General features: G+C 66.5%; 15 protein-coding genes. 10 read left to right on the top strand and 5 right to left on the bottom strand.

Annotation, left to right across the window (positions count from 1 at the left end):
* Positions 1–8: 8 nt before the first annotated feature.
* Positions 9–1,754, bottom strand: a complete 1,746-nt coding sequence (locus ACWPW1_RS06100; RefSeq protein WP_454252568.1) for an ABC transporter ATP-binding protein — start codon at positions 1,752–1,754, stop codon at positions 9–11.
* Positions 1,751–3,484 (bottom strand): ABC transporter ATP-binding protein, encoded by a 1,734-nt coding sequence (locus ACWPW1_RS06095; protein WP_454252567.1) that lies wholly within the window; start codon positions 3,482–3,484, stop codon positions 1,751–1,753. Before ACWPW1_RS06095 ends, ACWPW1_RS06100 begins: the two co-directional genes overlap by 4 nt.
* Before the next feature lie 180 nt (positions 3,485–3,664).
* Here ACWPW1_RS06095 and ACWPW1_RS06090 point away from each other — a divergent pair, with 180 nt between their 5' ends.
* The 4 genes from ACWPW1_RS06090 to ACWPW1_RS06075 all read left to right on the top strand — a co-directional run bounded on the left by ACWPW1_RS06090 (position 3,665) and on the right by ACWPW1_RS06075 (position 7,138).
* Positions 3,665–4,462 (top strand): bifunctional hydroxymethylpyrimidine kinase/phosphomethylpyrimidine kinase, encoded by a 798-nt coding sequence (locus tag ACWPW1_RS06090; RefSeq protein ID WP_454252566.1) that lies wholly within the window; start codon positions 3,665–3,667, stop codon positions 4,460–4,462.
* A complete protein-coding gene (gene thiE / locus ACWPW1_RS06085; RefSeq protein ID WP_454252565.1) occupies positions 4,459–5,088 on the top strand; it encodes a thiamine phosphate synthase in 630 nt (209 codons plus the stop codon). The genes ACWPW1_RS06090 and thiE overlap by 4 nt, the downstream gene beginning before the upstream one ends.
* A gap of 20 nt (positions 5,089–5,108) precedes the next feature.
* Positions 5,109–6,395, top strand: coding sequence for a glutamate-1-semialdehyde 2,1-aminomutase (hemL, locus tag ACWPW1_RS06080; RefSeq protein ID WP_454252564.1), 1,287 nt, complete (start codon positions 5,109–5,111; stop codon positions 6,393–6,395).
* Positions 6,396–6,592: 197 nt separating this feature from the next.
* A complete protein-coding gene (locus ACWPW1_RS06075) occupies positions 6,593–7,138 on the top strand; it encodes a tetratricopeptide repeat protein (protein WP_059313913.1) in 546 nt (181 codons plus the stop codon).
* Positions 7,139–7,189: 51 nt separating this feature from the next.
* Here ACWPW1_RS06075 and ACWPW1_RS06070 read toward each other — a convergent pair whose 3' ends face one another.
* Both ACWPW1_RS06070 and ACWPW1_RS06065 read right to left on the bottom strand, forming a co-directional pair.
* A complete protein-coding gene (locus tag ACWPW1_RS06070) occupies positions 7,190–7,525 on the bottom strand; it encodes a DUF1820 family protein (protein ID WP_059313912.1) in 336 nt (111 codons plus the stop codon).
* Positions 7,526–7,576: 51 nt separating this feature from the next.
* A complete protein-coding gene (locus ACWPW1_RS06065) occupies positions 7,577–8,500 on the bottom strand; it encodes a LysR family transcriptional regulator (protein ID WP_454252563.1) in 924 nt (307 codons plus the stop codon).
* 120 nt (positions 8,501–8,620) lie between these two features.
* Here ACWPW1_RS06065 and ACWPW1_RS06060 point away from each other — a divergent pair, with 120 nt between their 5' ends.
* From ACWPW1_RS06060 to lnt, 6 genes are all read left to right on the top strand, one after another.
* Positions 8,621–9,025: a RidA family protein gene (locus ACWPW1_RS06060; protein ID WP_454252562.1), complete on the top strand. Its 405-nt coding sequence runs from the start codon at positions 8,621–8,623 to the stop codon at positions 9,023–9,025.
* Between the two features lie 86 nt (positions 9,026–9,111).
* A complete protein-coding gene (gene miaB, locus ACWPW1_RS06055) occupies positions 9,112–10,485 on the top strand; it encodes a tRNA (N6-isopentenyl adenosine(37)-C2)-methylthiotransferase MiaB (protein ID WP_454253901.1) in 1,374 nt (457 codons plus the stop codon).
* A gap of 100 nt (positions 10,486–10,585) precedes the next feature.
* Complete coding sequence (locus ACWPW1_RS06050) at positions 10,586–11,602, top strand: PhoH family protein (protein ID WP_454252561.1); 1,017 nt, start codon at positions 10,586–10,588, stop codon at positions 11,600–11,602.
* A complete protein-coding gene (gene ybeY, locus ACWPW1_RS06045; protein ID WP_059313907.1) occupies positions 11,592–12,047 on the top strand; it encodes an rRNA maturation RNase YbeY in 456 nt (151 codons plus the stop codon). Before ACWPW1_RS06050 ends, ybeY begins: the two co-directional genes overlap by 11 nt.
* A 7-nt stretch (positions 12,048–12,054) precedes the next feature.
* Positions 12,055–12,894 (top strand): HlyC/CorC family transporter, encoded by an 840-nt coding sequence (locus tag ACWPW1_RS06040; protein ID WP_059313906.1) that lies wholly within the window; start codon positions 12,055–12,057, stop codon positions 12,892–12,894.
* Positions 12,895–13,216: 322 nt separating this feature from the next.
* Positions 13,217–14,764 carry an apolipoprotein N-acyltransferase gene (gene lnt / locus ACWPW1_RS06035; protein WP_454252560.1) on the top strand — a complete coding sequence of 516 codons (1,548 nt, stop codon included), beginning with the start codon at positions 13,217–13,219 and terminating at the stop codon, positions 14,762–14,764.
* Here lnt and ACWPW1_RS06030 read toward each other — a convergent pair.
* Positions 14,755–15,516: a YdcF family protein gene (locus ACWPW1_RS06030; RefSeq protein WP_454252559.1), complete on the bottom strand. Its 762-nt coding sequence runs from the start codon at positions 15,514–15,516 to the stop codon at positions 14,755–14,757. The genes lnt and ACWPW1_RS06030 overlap by 10 nt on opposite strands.
* Positions 15,517–15,544 lie beyond the last annotated feature (28 nt).

Genomic DNA, 15,544 nt, shown 5'->3' with positions numbered 1-15,544 from the left:
GCGACCGGTCATAGCGGTTTTTCACCCTGGGCATGCTGCTCCCACAGGCGACGATAATGCCCTTCGGGCCGTTGCAGCAGCGCCTCGTGACTGCCCTCCTCCACCTTGCGGCCGTCGCGCAGCACCAGGATGCGATCGGCATGGCGGATGGTGGACAGCCGGTGCGCCACCACGATCAGGGTGACCTGGCCGCGCAATTCGTCCAGTGCCTGTTGCAGCCGCGCCTCGGTGGCGCTGTCGATGCTGGCGGTGGCCTCGTCCAGCAGCAGTACCTTGGGCTCGCGCAGGAGTGCCCGGGCCAGCGCCAGCAGCTGCCGCTCGCCGGTGGAAAGGGTGAAGCCACGCTCGCCCAGCAGGGTATCCAGGCCTTCCGGCAGGCGCGCCACCAGGTCGTCCATATGGGCCGCGGCCAGGGCCTCGCGCAGGCGCTCATCCGATACCTGGCTGCCCAGCAGCAGATTGTCCCTGAGACTGGTGGAACGGATGAAGGGCTCCTGGGGCACGCTGGCCAGGGCGGCGCCCAGCACTTCCGGGGTGAGGCTGCCCAGCTCGCGCCCGTCCAGGCAGAGGCTGCCGCCGGTGACCGGCTGCAGTCCGGCGAAGAGGTCGAGCAGGGTCGACTTGCCGCTGCCGGTGGGGCCGACGATACCGAGAAAGGTCCCCGGGGGGATGTCCAGGTCGATGCCGTGCAGGGTGTCGTGCCCCGCGCCGGCATGGCGAAAACGCACGGCGTCGAGATGGAAGTGCGCGGTCTCGATGGGCCGGTCGTCCTCGCCGCTCAACGCCGGTTTTTCCTCCAGCAGGTGCAGTAGGCGAGTGCCAGCCACCGAGGCCTGCTGGAACAGGTTGAATCTCTGGGTAATGTCCATCAACGGCTCGGTCACCCGGCCCAGGTAGGTGACGAAGGCATAGAGCACGCCGATTTCGGCACCACCCTGCAGGTGACCTAGGCCGTAGACCAGCAGCAGCACCGCCAGGACCGCCACGCTGACCAGGTCCAGCGCCGAGCGCAGCAGCAGGCCGGAGACGCGGATGGTGCGCATGCGGGCGCCGTACTGCGCCTGATTGAGCCGCTGGAAATCCTGGCGGAAGCGTTCGGTCTGGTTGAAGGCCTGCAAGAGACCCATGCCGCCGATGGCCTCGCCCAGCCGGGCGCTCTGCTCGGCACGTAGCATCCGCACCTCCATGGCCGCCGCGCCGCTGTATCGCTGGTACGCCCAGACGATCAGCACCGCGGCCGGAATCAGCAGCACGGCGATGGCCATCAGGCGAACGTCCAAGAGCGCCATGGCCACCAGGATGCCGATCAGCAGCACGATGTTGCCGACCATGTTGCCGAGAAAGGCCACATAGAGTTCGCGCAAGGCATCGGTGTCATTGGTGACTCGCGCCACCAGCTCGCCGGTGGCGGTGCGATCATGAAAGCTCTGCGGCAGGCTCAGCACATGGCGGAACAGTCGCCGGCGCTGCAAGAGCACCACGTCCATGGCGATCTCGGCGAAGCGTAGCGATTGCAGGTAACGGCCATAGGCGGCCAGCCCCTGGGAAACCACATAGGCGGCGACCAGGCCCACCAGCGGCCAGAGGCGCAGGTCGTGGGGCACCAGGTAGTTGTCGAGGTAGTGCTTGGTCAGCCAGGGACCCAGCACGTCGAACAGCGTCGCCACGACCAGGATTGCCAGGGTGCCGGACAGTTTGCGCGGATTGGCGAGTACCGGCTTGAGCAGCAGGGAAAGCACGCGGGTCCTGGTCATTGGCTGGCCTCCTCCGCCTGCTGCAGATTCCAGAGTCGGGCATAGAGTCCGCCGGCGGCGAGCAGCTCGCCATGGCGGCCCCGCTCCACCAGGCTGCCCTGGTCGAGGACGATGATCTCGTCGGCATGCTGCACGGCCGAGAGGCGGTGGCTGACGATCAGGGTGGTCCGGCCTTGCAGCCCCGCCAGGGTACGCAGCAGCCGGGCCTCGGTGGCGGTATCCACCGCCGAGAGGGTGTCGTCCAGCAGCAGGATGGGCGCTGGCGAGAGCAGCGCCCGGGCCAGGGCCACGCGCTGGCGCTGGCCACCCGAGAGGGTCAGGCCCCGCTCACCCACCGGAGTATCCAGCCCTTGCGGCAGCGCCGCCAGGTCGGTGCCGAAGGCGGCGGCGTCCAGGGCTTCGCGGATTTCCCCAGCCGTGGCATCCGGGCGGCTGAGGGCGACGTTCTCGCCCAGGGTGCGGGCGAACAGGAAGGGATCCTGGGGTACATAGGCGAACTGGGCACGCAGGTCGGCCAGCCGATAGTCTTCCAGCGGCACCCCGCCCAGGCGGATACAGCCCTGCTCCAGCGGAAACTGGCGCAGCAGCAGGCGGAGCAAGGTGCTCTTGCCGCTGCCGGTGGCGCCGACGATACCCAGGGTATCGCCCGCGGGCAGGTCGATGACCACGTCCCGTAGCGCCGGCTGGCGCGCCTGGGGATAGGTGAAGGCCGGAATGTAGACCGACAGATCCGCCTGGTCCGGCGGCGTCTGGGTGCCCTCGTCGCGGATGCGCTCGGTGACCACGAACACCTCTTCCAGGCGCCGCGCCCCGGCTTCGCCGCGCTGCAACAGATTGAGGCACCAGCCGATGGCGAACATCGGCCAGATCAACTGCACCAGATAGAGGCTGAAACTGGTCAGCTGGCCCAGGGTGATATGGCCGTCGAGATAGCGCCAGCTGCCCATGACCAGGGTCAGCAGGGTGGCGAGGCTCAGGGCGACGAAGATGATCGGCTCGTAGCGCGCCTCGGTGCGCTGTACCTGGTAGTCGGCCTTGGCGACGCTGCGGGCGCGGGCGTCGAAATCGTCCAGCTCGGCTTCGATCAGGGCATGCTGGCGCAGCATGCGCAGGCCGCTCAGGGCCTCCTGGGTACGGTCGTTGAGGGCGGAAAAGCCCGCCAGCGCCAGGCCGAAGCGCTGCTGCACCCGCTGCGCCACGCGATAGAAGCCCCAGGCCATGAAGGGAAAGGGTAGTAGCGCCAGGGCGGCCAGGGGCGCATCGATGCCGATGAACATGGCCAGCAGCACCAGCAGCAGGGTCATCATGCCGTCGAAGCTGGCCAGCACCCCTTCGCCAGCGGCGGTCTCCACGGCGTCGATGTCCTGGGTGGCGCGAGCCAACAGATCGCCGGTGCGACTGGACTGGAAGAAACCAGGGTCCAGCCGCGCCAGCTTGGCAAAGAAGGTGTCGCGCAGCTCCACCCCGACCTGGTAGGAGGTGCCGAACAGCCGCACCCGCCACTGGTACCTCAGTACATAGAGGCCGCAGCCGACCGCCACGATCAGGGCGACGCGCCAGAGCAGCCCGCTCTGGTCGAGCTCGCCCGCGCGCAGGGCGTCGATGGCCTTGCCGATCCACCAGGGCAGGGTCAGGTTGAGCAGGCCAACGCCCAGCAGACAGAAGATGGCGGTCCCGTAGGCACGCCGTTGGCGCAGGAAGAAATCACGCAACAACCGCCACAACGCCATAAAACCGCCTGTCCCGAGCAAAGGTGCAGTATATCGGCTACCCAAGGGGCAGCGGAGTTCCTTCGTCCCGATCCGGGTCTCATGTCAACGGGTGGCGCGGGGCGCGAGGTCGTTGTAGGGTGCCACTCCCTGCGGCACCCGGCCGCTGCGCCCCCCTTTCCCTTTGCTAGGCTGACGTCCATGACCCTCGAACCCCAACGTCCCGTCGTCCTCTGCCTGTCCGGCCACGATCCGAGTGGTGGCGCCGGGCTGCAGGCCGACATCGAAGCCTTGATCGCCCAGGGCTGCCACGCCGCTCCGGCGGTCACCGCGCTGACCGTGCAGGACACCGTCGACGTGCTGGACTTCCGGGTGCTGGATCGCGAGTGGGTACTGGCCCAGGCCCGAGCGATCATCGCCGACCTGCCGGTGGCGGCGGTCAAGCTGGGCATGCTCGGTTCGGTGGAAATGGTCGAGACGGTGCTGGAGATCATGGATTCCCTGCCTGGCGTGCCCCTGGTCTGCGATCCGGTGCTGCGCGCCGGTGGTGGCGGCGCCCTGGGCAAGGACGAAGTCGGCTACGCCATCCGCGAGCGCCTGCTGCCCCGTGCCACCATCGCCACCCCCAACCTGCCGGAGGCACGCATCCTCGCCGAGTTGCCCGAGGGCACCCCGGAGCAATGCGCCGAGCGCCTGCTGCCTTTATGCGCCCATCTGCTGATCACCGGCGGTCATGGCGAAGAACACGAGGTGCACAACCGTCTCTATGACCGCGCCGGTAACTGCGAGACCCACGTTTGCCAGCGCCTGCCCGGTAGCTACCATGGCTCCGGCTGCACCCTGGCCAGCACCCTGGCCGGGCGCCTGGCCCTGGGTGAAGCCCTGCCCAGCGCCGTGCGCAGTGCCTTGGACTACACCTGGCGTACCCTGAGGGACGCCGAGCGCCCTGGCCGCGGCCAGTACGTGCCACGTCGCCTGCCACTGGACTTCTGCTCATGAGCACCCTGCGCGGCCTCTACGCCATCACCGACAACGCCCTCCTCGCCGAGGGTCGCCTGTTGCCCTATGTCGAGGCCGCCTTGCAGGGCGGTGCCCGCCTGGTGCAGTACCGCGACAAGTCGCAAGACGCCAGCCGTCGCCAGGACGAAGCCGCAGCCCTCGCCGAACTCTGCCGGCAGCATGACGCCCAGCTGATCATCAATGACGACCTGCCCTTGGCCCGCCAGCTGGGCGTTGGCCTGCACCTGGGCCAGGAAGACGGCTCCCTCGCCGCAGCCCGTGCCGACCTGGGCGCTGACGCCATACTCGGCGGCACCTGCCACGCCAGCCTGGAACTGGCCGAAGTCGCGGCCGCAGCGGGGGCCAGTTACCTGGCCTTCGGGCGCTTCTTCGCCTCCAGCACCAAGCCGGATGCCCCACCGGCCCCTCTCGACGTGCTCGACCAGGCACGCAGCCGTTTCAGCCTGCCGCTCTGCGCCATCGGCGGCGTCACCCTGGACAACGCCCCGCGCCTGCTCACCCACGGCGTCGACCTGCTCGCCGTCGTCCATACCCTGTTTTCCGCCGCCAGCGCGGGCGAAGTGGAGCGCCGTGCGCGCGCCTTCTCCCGGTTGTTCGCGGCCTGATCCCCTTTGAGGAGACCTTCATGTCCCGTTCCGCACAACTCTTCGACCAAGCCCAGCGCCACATTCCCGGCGGCGTCAACTCGCCCGTCCGCGCCTTCAAGAGCGTCGGCGGCACGCCGCTGTTCTTCAAGCATGCCCAGGGCGCCTACATCGTCGACGAGGATGACAAGCGCTATGTCGACTACGTCGGCTCCTGGGGTCCGATGATCCTTGGTCATAGCCATCCGGACGTGCTCGACGCCGTGCGTCGGCAACTGGAACACGGCCTCTCCTACGGCGCCCCGACCGCCCTGGAAACCACCATGGCCGATCTCATCTGCGAGATCGTCCCCTCCATGGAAATGGTACGCATGGTCAGCTCCGGTACCGAGGCCACCATGAGCGCCATCCGCCTGGCGCGCGGCTACACCGCGCGCGACACCATCATCAAGTTCGAAGGTTGCTACCACGGTCATTCCGACAGCCTCTTGGTCAAGGCCGGCTCCGGCGCCCTGACCCTGGGCGTACCCAGTTCCCCCGGCGTCCCGGCGGCCTTCGCCCAGCACACCCTGACCCTGGCCTACAACGACCTGGTGGAAGTCGAAGAAACGCTGTCCCGGGTCGGCGACCAGATCGCTTGCATCATCGTCGAGCCGGTGGCCGGCAACATGAACTGCGTGCCGCCGGCGCCGGGCTTCCTGGAAGGGCTGCGCAGCCTCTGCGATCGCTACGGCGTAGTGCTGATCTTCGATGAGGTCATGACCGGTTTCCGCGTCGCCCTGGGCGGCGCGCAGGCGCATTACGGCATCCGTCCGGACCTCACCACCTTTGGCAAGATCGTCGGCGGCGGCATGCCGGTGGGCTGCTTTGGCGGCAAGCGCGAGATCATGGAAAAGATCGCCCCGCTCGGTCCGGTCTACCAGGCCGGCACCCTGTCGGGCAATCCGCTGGCCATGGCCGCGGGGCTCACCACCCTGCAACTGATCCGCCGGCCCGGTTTCCACGCCGAGCTGACCGACTACACCACGCGGATGCTGCAAGGCCTGCAGGACCGCGCCGATGCCGCCGGTGTGCCCTTCGTCACCACCCAGGCGGGCGGCATGTTCGGTCTCTACTTCAGCGGCGCCGAAGACATCGTCACCTTCAGCGACGTCATGGCCAGCGACAGCGAGAGATTCAAGCGCTTCTTCCACCTGATGTTGGACGGCGGCGTCTACCTAGCGCCCAGTGCCTTCGAAGCCGGTTTCACCTCCATCGCCCATGGCGACGAGGAACTGCGCATCACCCTGGACGCCGCCGAGCGCGCCTTCGCCACCTTCAACGACTAGGTACCATCCGTCTCGGTTGAGGAACCTCTCTGCCGCGCCGGCCTCACACCTAGTTGAGAGGCCGGCGTCACAGATAAAAAAGTTCCGCCATTACGCGTAAAGGTTTTGAAAGCGTGCGTCGGCTTGACCCATAATGAGACGTCGGCGCGTTTCGCCGACCGGGTTCTTTGAACCTGCCTCGCTCGTGGAGGCGCTTCATGCACCGCGCTGGCCGTACCCTGTGCGCAGCCCTAATTCTGATGCCCCTGGTCGCCCTGGCCGGTGGTAATTCGCTGCTCGTCCCCAGCACCAGCCGTTGCAACCTGAATCTGGCCAACGAAGCCCTGGCACAGGCGATCGCCCGCTGCCAGCAAATCGCCCATGACGGCGACGCCCAGGCGCAGTACGAACTCGGCGACTTCTATTACGAAGGCAAGCAGACGCCCAAGGATCTCAACCAGGCGCGGCTGTGGTTCGAGCAGGCGTCGCTCAAGGGCAACGCCGATGCGCAGAATCGACTCGGCAACATGTTCTTTCGCGGCGAGGGCGTTCCGCCCAACAATATCCAGGCCTATATCGTCCTGAAGATGGCCGCCATCAATGGCAACGACGAAGCCATGGATACCGCCGACCTGGTCAGCGCCCAGATGCGTCGTGACGAGCTGGAGATGGCCACCCAGGTACTGGGGCAGATCTTCCGCGACTATCTGCAGGACATGCAGACCGCGGGCAATCTCAATCCCTTCCAGCCGCCGCAGAACTAGCGGTCCGGCGCCGGCCCTACCGCTCGCCAGCGCGAACCTACTTGGCCATACCTAGCTTTTGTCGGGCATCGGCATAGGGAATGGCATGACGTTGGTGCCACCCTTGGCTTCGCTGATCTTGGGCTGACCCAGACGCTCCACCTCGTCGATGCGGATGATCGAATGCATCGGCACGAAGCTGCGCACCACGCCTTCGAACTGCGCCTTGAGCTTTTCCTCGCTCGGATCCACCACCACCTGGGTGCGCTCGCCGAACACCAGTTCCTCGATTTCCAGGAAGCCCCAGAGATCGCTCTGGAAGATCTGCTTGGCATAGATCTCGAAGACCTGACCCTGGTTGACGAAGATGACCTTGTAGATGGCCGGCTTGTTCGGGGATGAGCTCATGGCGGACGCGAATTTCAACGGAAAAAGAGGGCTGCGAGCATAGCATGGCGGTCAGCCATCAGCAGGGGTTTCCAACCGTGCCCGCTGCGCCACCACGGTACTGACCCAGTCGATGAACACCCGCATCTTGGCGCTGACATGGCGATTGGGGGCAAAGGCCAGATAAAGCGGCAGGGGTGCTACCTGCCAGTCTTCGAACAGGGTCCTCAGCTCGCCGCGGGACACCGCTTGCGCTGCCAGGTAGTGCGGCAGACAGACCACCCCCAGCCCCGCCTGCCCCGCTGCCAGGCAGGCATTGCCGTCGTCCACCTCCAGACTGTGGCGCCCCTGCAACTCCAGACGCTCGGCGCCGCGTTGCAGGGCATAGGGAAAGCCCGTGCCCGCCCCCCAGAGAAATCGCACCACCCGATGCGGCGCCTCGGCCAGCACCGCGGGATGATCCGGTACACCATGCGTCGCGAGGTAGGCCGGCGCGGCATAGCAACCCAGCCGTAGCGCGCCCAGCGGGCGAGCCACCAGATACTGCTCGCGGATGCGCCCGCCACGGATCACGCAATCGACGTTGTCGCCGATCAGATCCACCTGGCGATCGCTGACGCCCAGGTCCAGCTGGATGTCCGGATAACGCTCGAAGAATTCCGGCAGCGCCGGGATCAGGATCAGGCGCGCCAGAGGGCTGGGCACATCCACCCGCAAGCGACCCCGGGGCGTGCGGGTGGCGACCGACAGGCCTGTCTCGGCGTCGTCCACCGCGGCCAGCACGCCCAGACAGCGTTGGTAATAGGCAGCGCCATCGGCGGTGACCTGCACCTGCCGAGTGGTGCGATTGAGCAGGCGCACCTGCAAGCGTGCTTCCAGTTGCTGCACCTGCTGGGTGACGCGGGTCCGGCTGCTGCCCAGGGTCTCGGCCGCGCGGGTGAAGCTGCCAGCTTCCACCACCCGCACGAAGGTCTGCATCGCAGCGAACAGGTCCATGCCGATTCCTGGAAAGAGGATTGTTTGGATTGTACAAACAATGCTGACCGCCAGGCCTGGTTTATCCCTTGGCGGGCCGGCGCCTAAGGTGGCCTCATCGATCCCTACCGGAGCACCACCATGACCCGTGACGTCGTCTTTCCCGCCCAGCGCCACGCCCTCTACGAACAGCACCGCTATTCGCCGGCCATCCGTTCCAACAGCTTTCTCTTCGTCTCGGGCCAGGTCGGCAGCCGTGCCGATGGCTCGCCCGAGCCGGAGCTGGAGGATCAGGTCCGCCTGGCCTTCGCCAACCTCGACGCCATTCTTGCCGCCGCTGGTGCGTCCTTCGCCGACGTAGTGGACGTCACCCTGTTCATGGTCGATGCCGAAGCCAGCTTCGAACGAGTCTGGCCGGTGCTGCTGGAGCACTGGGGCACGGCGCCCTACCCCACGGTGACCGCGGTCGGCGTCACCTGGCTGGCCGGCTTTCGCTTCGAGATCAAGGTCATCGCCCGACTACCGGAGGGCAGCGCCCAGGGCTAGGCCGGCTGCCTTCCGGGCGGCTCTTCCCCGTGCGGAAGGCCATCATTATAATGCGCGGTCCACTCGCCACCGACTCCCTGCCGCGCATGTCCAAGAAGCTCTATATCGAAACCCATGGCTGCCAGATGAACGAATACGATTCGTCGCGCATGGTCGACCTGCTCGGCGAACGGGAGCCGCTGGAAGTCACCCAGAATCCGGCCGAGGCCGATGTCATCCTGCTCAACACCTGCTCGATCCGCGAGAAAGCGCAGGAGAAGGTGTTCTCCCAGCTCGGTCGCTGGCGCGAACTCAAGCTGGAGAATCCCGACCTGGTGATCGGCGTCGGCGGCTGCGTGGCCAGTCAGGAAGGCGCTGCCATTCGCGACCGCGCGCCCTATGTCGACGTGGTCTTCGGTCCCCAGACCCTGCACCGGCTGCCGGAGATGATCGACGCCGCGCGCACCACCCGGTCACCCCAGGTGGACATCTCCTTCCCCGAGATCGAGAAGTTCGACCGCCTGCCCGAGCCGCGCATCGACGGCCCCAGCGCCTTCGTCTCCATCATGGAAGGCTGCAGCAAGTACTGCACCTTCTGTGTGGTGCCCTATACCCGTGGTGAAGAGGTCAGCCGGCCGCTGGACGACGTCCTGGCCGAGATCATCCACCTCGCCGAGCACGGGGTACGAGAAGTGACCCTGCTGGGCCAGAACGTCAACGGCTATCGCGGCGCCACCGGCGACGGCCGCATCGCCGACTTCGCCGAGCTGCTCTATGTGGTGGCGGCGGTCGACGGCATCGACCGCATCCGCTACACCACCTCGCACCCGCTGGAGTTCTCCGACGCCCTGATCCAGGCCCACGCCGAGATCCCGGAACTGGTGAAATTCGTCCACCTGCCGGTGCAGGCCGGTTCGGATCGCATCCTGGCCGCCATGAAGCGCAACCACACGGCGCTGGAATACAAGTCGCGCATCCGCAAGCTCAAGGCGGCGGTGCCCGACATCTGCATCAGCTCGGACTTCATCGTCGGCTTTCCCGGCGAGACCGAGAAGGATTTCGAGCAGACCATGAAGCTGATCGAGGACGTCGGTTTCGACTTTTCCTTCTCCTTCATCTACAGCGCGCGTCCTGGCACTCCGGCGGCCGACCTGGTCGACGACACCTCGGACGAGCTCAAGAAGCAGCGTCTGCAGATCCTGCAGACGCGTATCCACCAGCAGGGTTTCGAGATCAGCCGGCGCATGGCTGGCAGCGTCCAGACCATCCTGGTCAGCGACTTCTCCAAGCGCGATCCCGGCATGCTGCAGGGCCGCACCGAGAACAACCGCATCGTCAACTTCCGCTGCAGCGACGCCAGCCTGATCGGCCAGTTCGTCCAGGTGCACATCGACGAAGCCCTGCCGCACTCGCTGCGTGGCACCCTGCTCGCTCCGGTCGCCAACGGCGCCCGCCCGACCGTCGCCGCCGCCCTGGCCTGATGGATGGTCGCACGTGCCCTTTGCCAAGGGCGCGACGCAGGTTACTCTCACGCTACGTCAAGTTTTCGTAAAGCCAATCCAAAGGGTCTCCCAGCACACCTTGAATACCCCCCAGACGCTCCAGCATTTCACCCTCGAACCCTTCGATGCCGACCGTTTCGCCAACCTGTGCGGCCAGCTCGATGAGAATCTGCGCCAGATCGAACGGCGTCTTGGCATCGAGATCCGCAACCGCGGCAACCAGTTCGAACTGGTCGGCGATCCCGAGCGCACCCGCGCGGCCCAGAACCTCCTGCAGCGCCTCTATCGCGAGACCGCCAGTGGCACAGCGGTGGCGCCGGAGCTAGTGCACCTCTATCTGCAGGAGTCCGGCCTGGAAGCCTTGCAGGAAGAGCACCGTAGCGGCGGCGACACCAGCGTGGCCCTGCGCACCAAGAAGGGCATGATCCGTCCGCGTGGTGCCAACCAGCAGCGCTACGTCAAGTCGATCCTCGATCACGACATCAACTTCGGCATAGGCCCGGCCGGTACCGGCAAGACCTATCTGGCCGTGGCCTGCGCCGTGGACGCCCTGGAGCGCGAGCAGATCCGCCGCATCCTGCTGGTACGCCCGGCGGTGGAAGCCGGCGAGAAGCTCGGCTTCCTGCCCGGCGATCTGGCACAGAAGATCGACCCCTATCTGAGACCCCTGTACGACGCCCTCTACGAGATGCTTGGTTTCGAGCAGGTGGCCAAGCTCATCGAGCGGCAGGTCATCGAGGTCGCGCCGCTGGCCTACATGCGTGGCCGGACCCTCAACAACAGCTTCATCATTCTCGACGAAAGCCAGAACACCACCCTCGAGCAGATGAAGATGTTCCTCACCCGGATCGGTTTCGGCTCCACCGCGGTGATTACCGGTGACGTCACCCAGGTCGACCTGCCGCGTGGTACCAAGTCGGGCCTCAAGCATGTCATCGAGGTCCTGCGTGACGTGCCCGGCATTGGCTTCACCCATTTCGAGTCCAAGGACGTGGTGCGCCATCCGCTGGTGCAGCGCATCGTCGAGGCCTATGACCGCTTCGAGGCGCTGCAGGACAAGACACGCGGCAACGGCGAGGATCGCCATGGCGATTGAGCTGGACGTCCAGGTCGCCAGCGAGGCGGCCGACCTTCCCGAGGAGCCGGACTTACGCCTCTGGTGTGAACTGGCCCTGCGCGCCCGCCAGGGCGATTCGGAGCTCACCATTCGCCTGGTGGACGAAGACGAGGGCCGCGAGCTCAACCGCACCTGGCGGCACAAGGACTACGCCACCAACGTGCTGTCCTTTCCGGCCGACGTGCCGGACGAATTCCTCGATATTCCCCTGCTCGGCGATCTGGTGATCTGCGCCCCCGTGGTGGCCCGCGAAGCCGCCGAGCAAGGCAAGCCCGTGAAGGCGCACTGGGCGCACCTGGTCATCCACGGCTGCCTGCACCTGCTTGGCTACGATCATCTGGAAGATGACGAAGCCGAGGAGATGGAAGACCTGGAACGCCAATTGCTCGCTGAACTGGGCTATCCCGATCCCTACGGTGAATGACACACACATGAACGAAGATCGATCAGGCAATGGGCATCGTTCCTGGCTGGAACGCATCGTCCAGGCCTTTGCCCATGAACCCAAGAGCCGCCAGGAACTGCTGGAACTGCTGCGCGAAGCGCACGAGAACAAGGTGCTCGACAGCGAGGCGCTGTCCATCGTCGAGGGCGCCATTTCGGTAGCCGACCTGCAGGTGCGCGACATCATGGTGCCGCGCTCCCAGATCATCAGCATCCGCGCCCACCAGACCCCGGCGGAATTCCTGCCGGCGGTGATCGAGGCCGCCCACTCCCGCTATCCGGTGATCGGCGACGGCCCTGACGACGTCCTCGGCCTGCTGCTGGCCAAGGACCTGCTGCCCCTGCTGCTGCTGGACCACGAGCTCCCCTTCGACCTCAAGGCGGTGCTGCGCCCGGCCACCTTCGTGCCCGAGTCCAAGCGCCTCAACGTGCTCCTGCGCGAATTCCGCTCCACCCACAGCCACATGGCCATCGTGGTGGACGAGTACGGCGGCGTCGCCGGCCTGGTGACCATCGAGGACGTGTTGGAGCAGATCGTCGGCGAGATCGAGGACGAGCACGACGTGGAGGAAGAGAGCTTCATCAAGTCGCTGCCCAATGGCGACTTCGTGGTTAAGGCGCTCACGCCCATCGAGACGCTCAACGAGACCCTGGAGACTCGCTTCGCCGACACCGACGCCGACACCGCCGGCGGCCTGGTGATGAATCGCCTGGGTCACCTGCCCAAGCGCAACGAGGAAACGGTGATCGATGACTTCCGCTTCCGCGTCCTCAACGCCGACGGCCGCCGCATCCACCTGCTGCGGGTGACCCCGGTCAACCGCTAGCCGTGTTTGCCCCCTCTCCCTTCGGGAGAGGGTTGGGGTGAGGGCCGGTCTCTGCCTAGGCAACCCGCATCGCACGCCCTCCTACGGACCGCCGTAGGTTGGGTTGACCGCAGCGAAGCCCAACAGGCCTTGCCTCGACTGCACGACTGTTGGGCTTCAACGATAGAGTCGTCCTAGCCCAACCGACGGATCGCCATGGCCGCGATAGCCTTTACCACCCCCTCCCCAACTGCGACCTGGCTCGCTCTCCCTCAAGCGCCTTTGGCACTGACTCGCGCTGGCGAGTAAGCTTGCGCAGCCTCGATCGGACCAAGGATTTTCGATGCGCTGGATCTCTCAACCTGGCTGGAAGGGCAACCTTCTGGCGCTCTTCGCTGGCGCCCTCACGCCCCTGGCGTTGGCCCCTTTCAATATCTGGCCACTGGCCCTGCTGTCGGCCGGTCTCTTCTACCTGGGCCTCAAGGGCCTCACCGCCTGGCGTGCCCTGCTGCGCGGCTGGTGCTATGGCTTCGGCGCCTTCCTCGCCGGCACCAGCTGGATCTACGTCAGCATCCACGACTACGGCGCCGCCTCCGTACCCCTGGCGCTACTGCTTACCGTAGGCTTCTGCGCCGGCATCGCGCTGTTCTTCGCGCTGCCGGCCTGGCTCTGGGCGCTGTGCCTGAGACGCAACCAGGCACCCCTGGGCGATGCCCTCACCTTCGCCGGCCTGTGGTTCGCCCTGGAGCTGTTCCGCAGCTGGGCACTGACCGGCTTTCCCTGGCTGCTGCTCGGCTACAGCCAGCTCAGCGGCCCTCTGCAGGGCCTGGCGCCCCTGGGCGGCGTCTGGCTGATCTCGGCCGTGCTGGCCTTTACCGCGGCCCTGCTGGTCAATGCCCCACGGCTGATCCTGCGGCCGGTGGCCCTGATCGCGGCCCTGGTGCTGGTGACCCTGCCCTGGGTCGCGGGCGATGTCTTCAAGGGCCAGGTGTGGACGCAACCGGCCGGTGCTCCGCTCAAGGTCGCCGGGGTCCAGGGCAACATCGCCCAGGAACTCAAGTGGAATCCGGACCATGCACGGGCAACCCTGGCGCTCTATCGCGACCATACCGCCGAGCAGACCGATGCCGACCTGGTGGTCTGGCCGGAAAACGCCATTCCCGTGCTGCGTGAATACGTCGGCGACTTCCTCGCCGCCGAAGGGGCGCAAGTGGCCGCCCATGGCGGGGCCCTGGTCACCGGCCTGCCCGCCCGCGAACGCGATGCCGATGGCGATTCGCGCTACTTCAACAGCATCACCGCGGTCGGCAACGGCTCGGGCACCTACTACAAGCAGAAACTGGTGCCCTTTGGCGAATACGTGCCGCTGCAGGAATACCTGCGGGGCCTGATCGGCTTCTTCGATCTGCCCATGTCCGACTTCGTCCGCGGCCCCGAGCACCAGGAACCGTTGCTGGTGAAGGGTTATCGGGTGGCGCCCTACATCTGCTACGAGGTGGTCTATCCGGAGTTCGTCGCCGACCTGGCCGCCCAGAGCCAGTTGCTGCTCACCATCAGCAACGACACCTGGTTCGGCAAGTCCATCGGTCCGCAACAGCACCTGCAGATGGCGCAGATGCGTGCCCTGGAAACCGGTCGCTGGCTGGTACGGGTCACCAACGACGGCATCACCGCCCTGGTCGATCCCTTCGGGCGTATCAGCCGGCAGATCCCGGCCTTCCAGGTCGGCGTGCTGCAGGGCACCGTGGTGCCCATGGATGGCCTGACGCCCTACCTGCATTACCGCCTCTGGCCGCTGGCGATCTTTTCCGTCCTGGTGCTGCTGTGGGGCCTGCTGTTGCGGCGGCAGGATCGTCCGGAAGAGGCACCGCTGGTGGTGACTCAGCGATAGGCGAGCGGATAGAGCAAGAGCCCGGCAGTCTCGTTGAGCAACTGGGCGGTCTGCTCGACCGCCTTGGCTTCCGGCAACCAGCCACCAAAGGGCCGGCCGTTGGGGATGCCGATGAAGCCCATGGGCGCGGCGACCACCTGGAAGCCCTGGCGCTCGAAGCACCAGCGCGAACGGGCCATGTGGTAGGCCTGGGTCACCAGCACCACCCGCTTGACCCCGGCCTCGCGCAGCAGCGGCGCGCTCAGGGTGGCGTTCTCCCAGGTGGTACGGCTGGCCTCTTCCTGCCAGCGCACCGGAACCCCCAGGTCGCGCTCCATCACCTCGGTCATCAGCGCCGCCTCGCTCAGCGGGCGATCATGGGGCGAACCACCGGTGATCAGTACCGGCAGGCCACTGGCCTTGGCCAGGCGCGCCGCATAGCGCAGTCGCTCCACCGCCAGGTGACTGGCGGCATCGCCTCCCCAGCCGGGATCGTCCACCTCGCGGCCAGCGCCAAGTACCACGATGGCATCCGCCTGTTGCGCCAGGCCCGCCCAGCGGGCTTCGGGCAGGGCGGCATCGCGTTCCAGCAGACGACCGCCGAACTCCACCATGGCCGGCAGGGTACTGGCCCAGAGGCCCAGCAGACCGCAAAGGAAGCAGGCCAGCCCCAGTCGCGGATGACGACGACGCAGCCACCAGCCACAGAGCAGGAGCAACAGCAGGCCGCCCGGTGGCAGCAGCAGTTGCTTGAAGAAATAACGCAGACCCATGGTCCCTCCGGTCGGTGGCGACCTCCAG

It is taken from the genome of Pseudomonas sp. Marseille-Q7302, from assembly GCF_965111925.1.
This window is presented reverse-complemented; position numbering and strand designations above follow the sequence as displayed.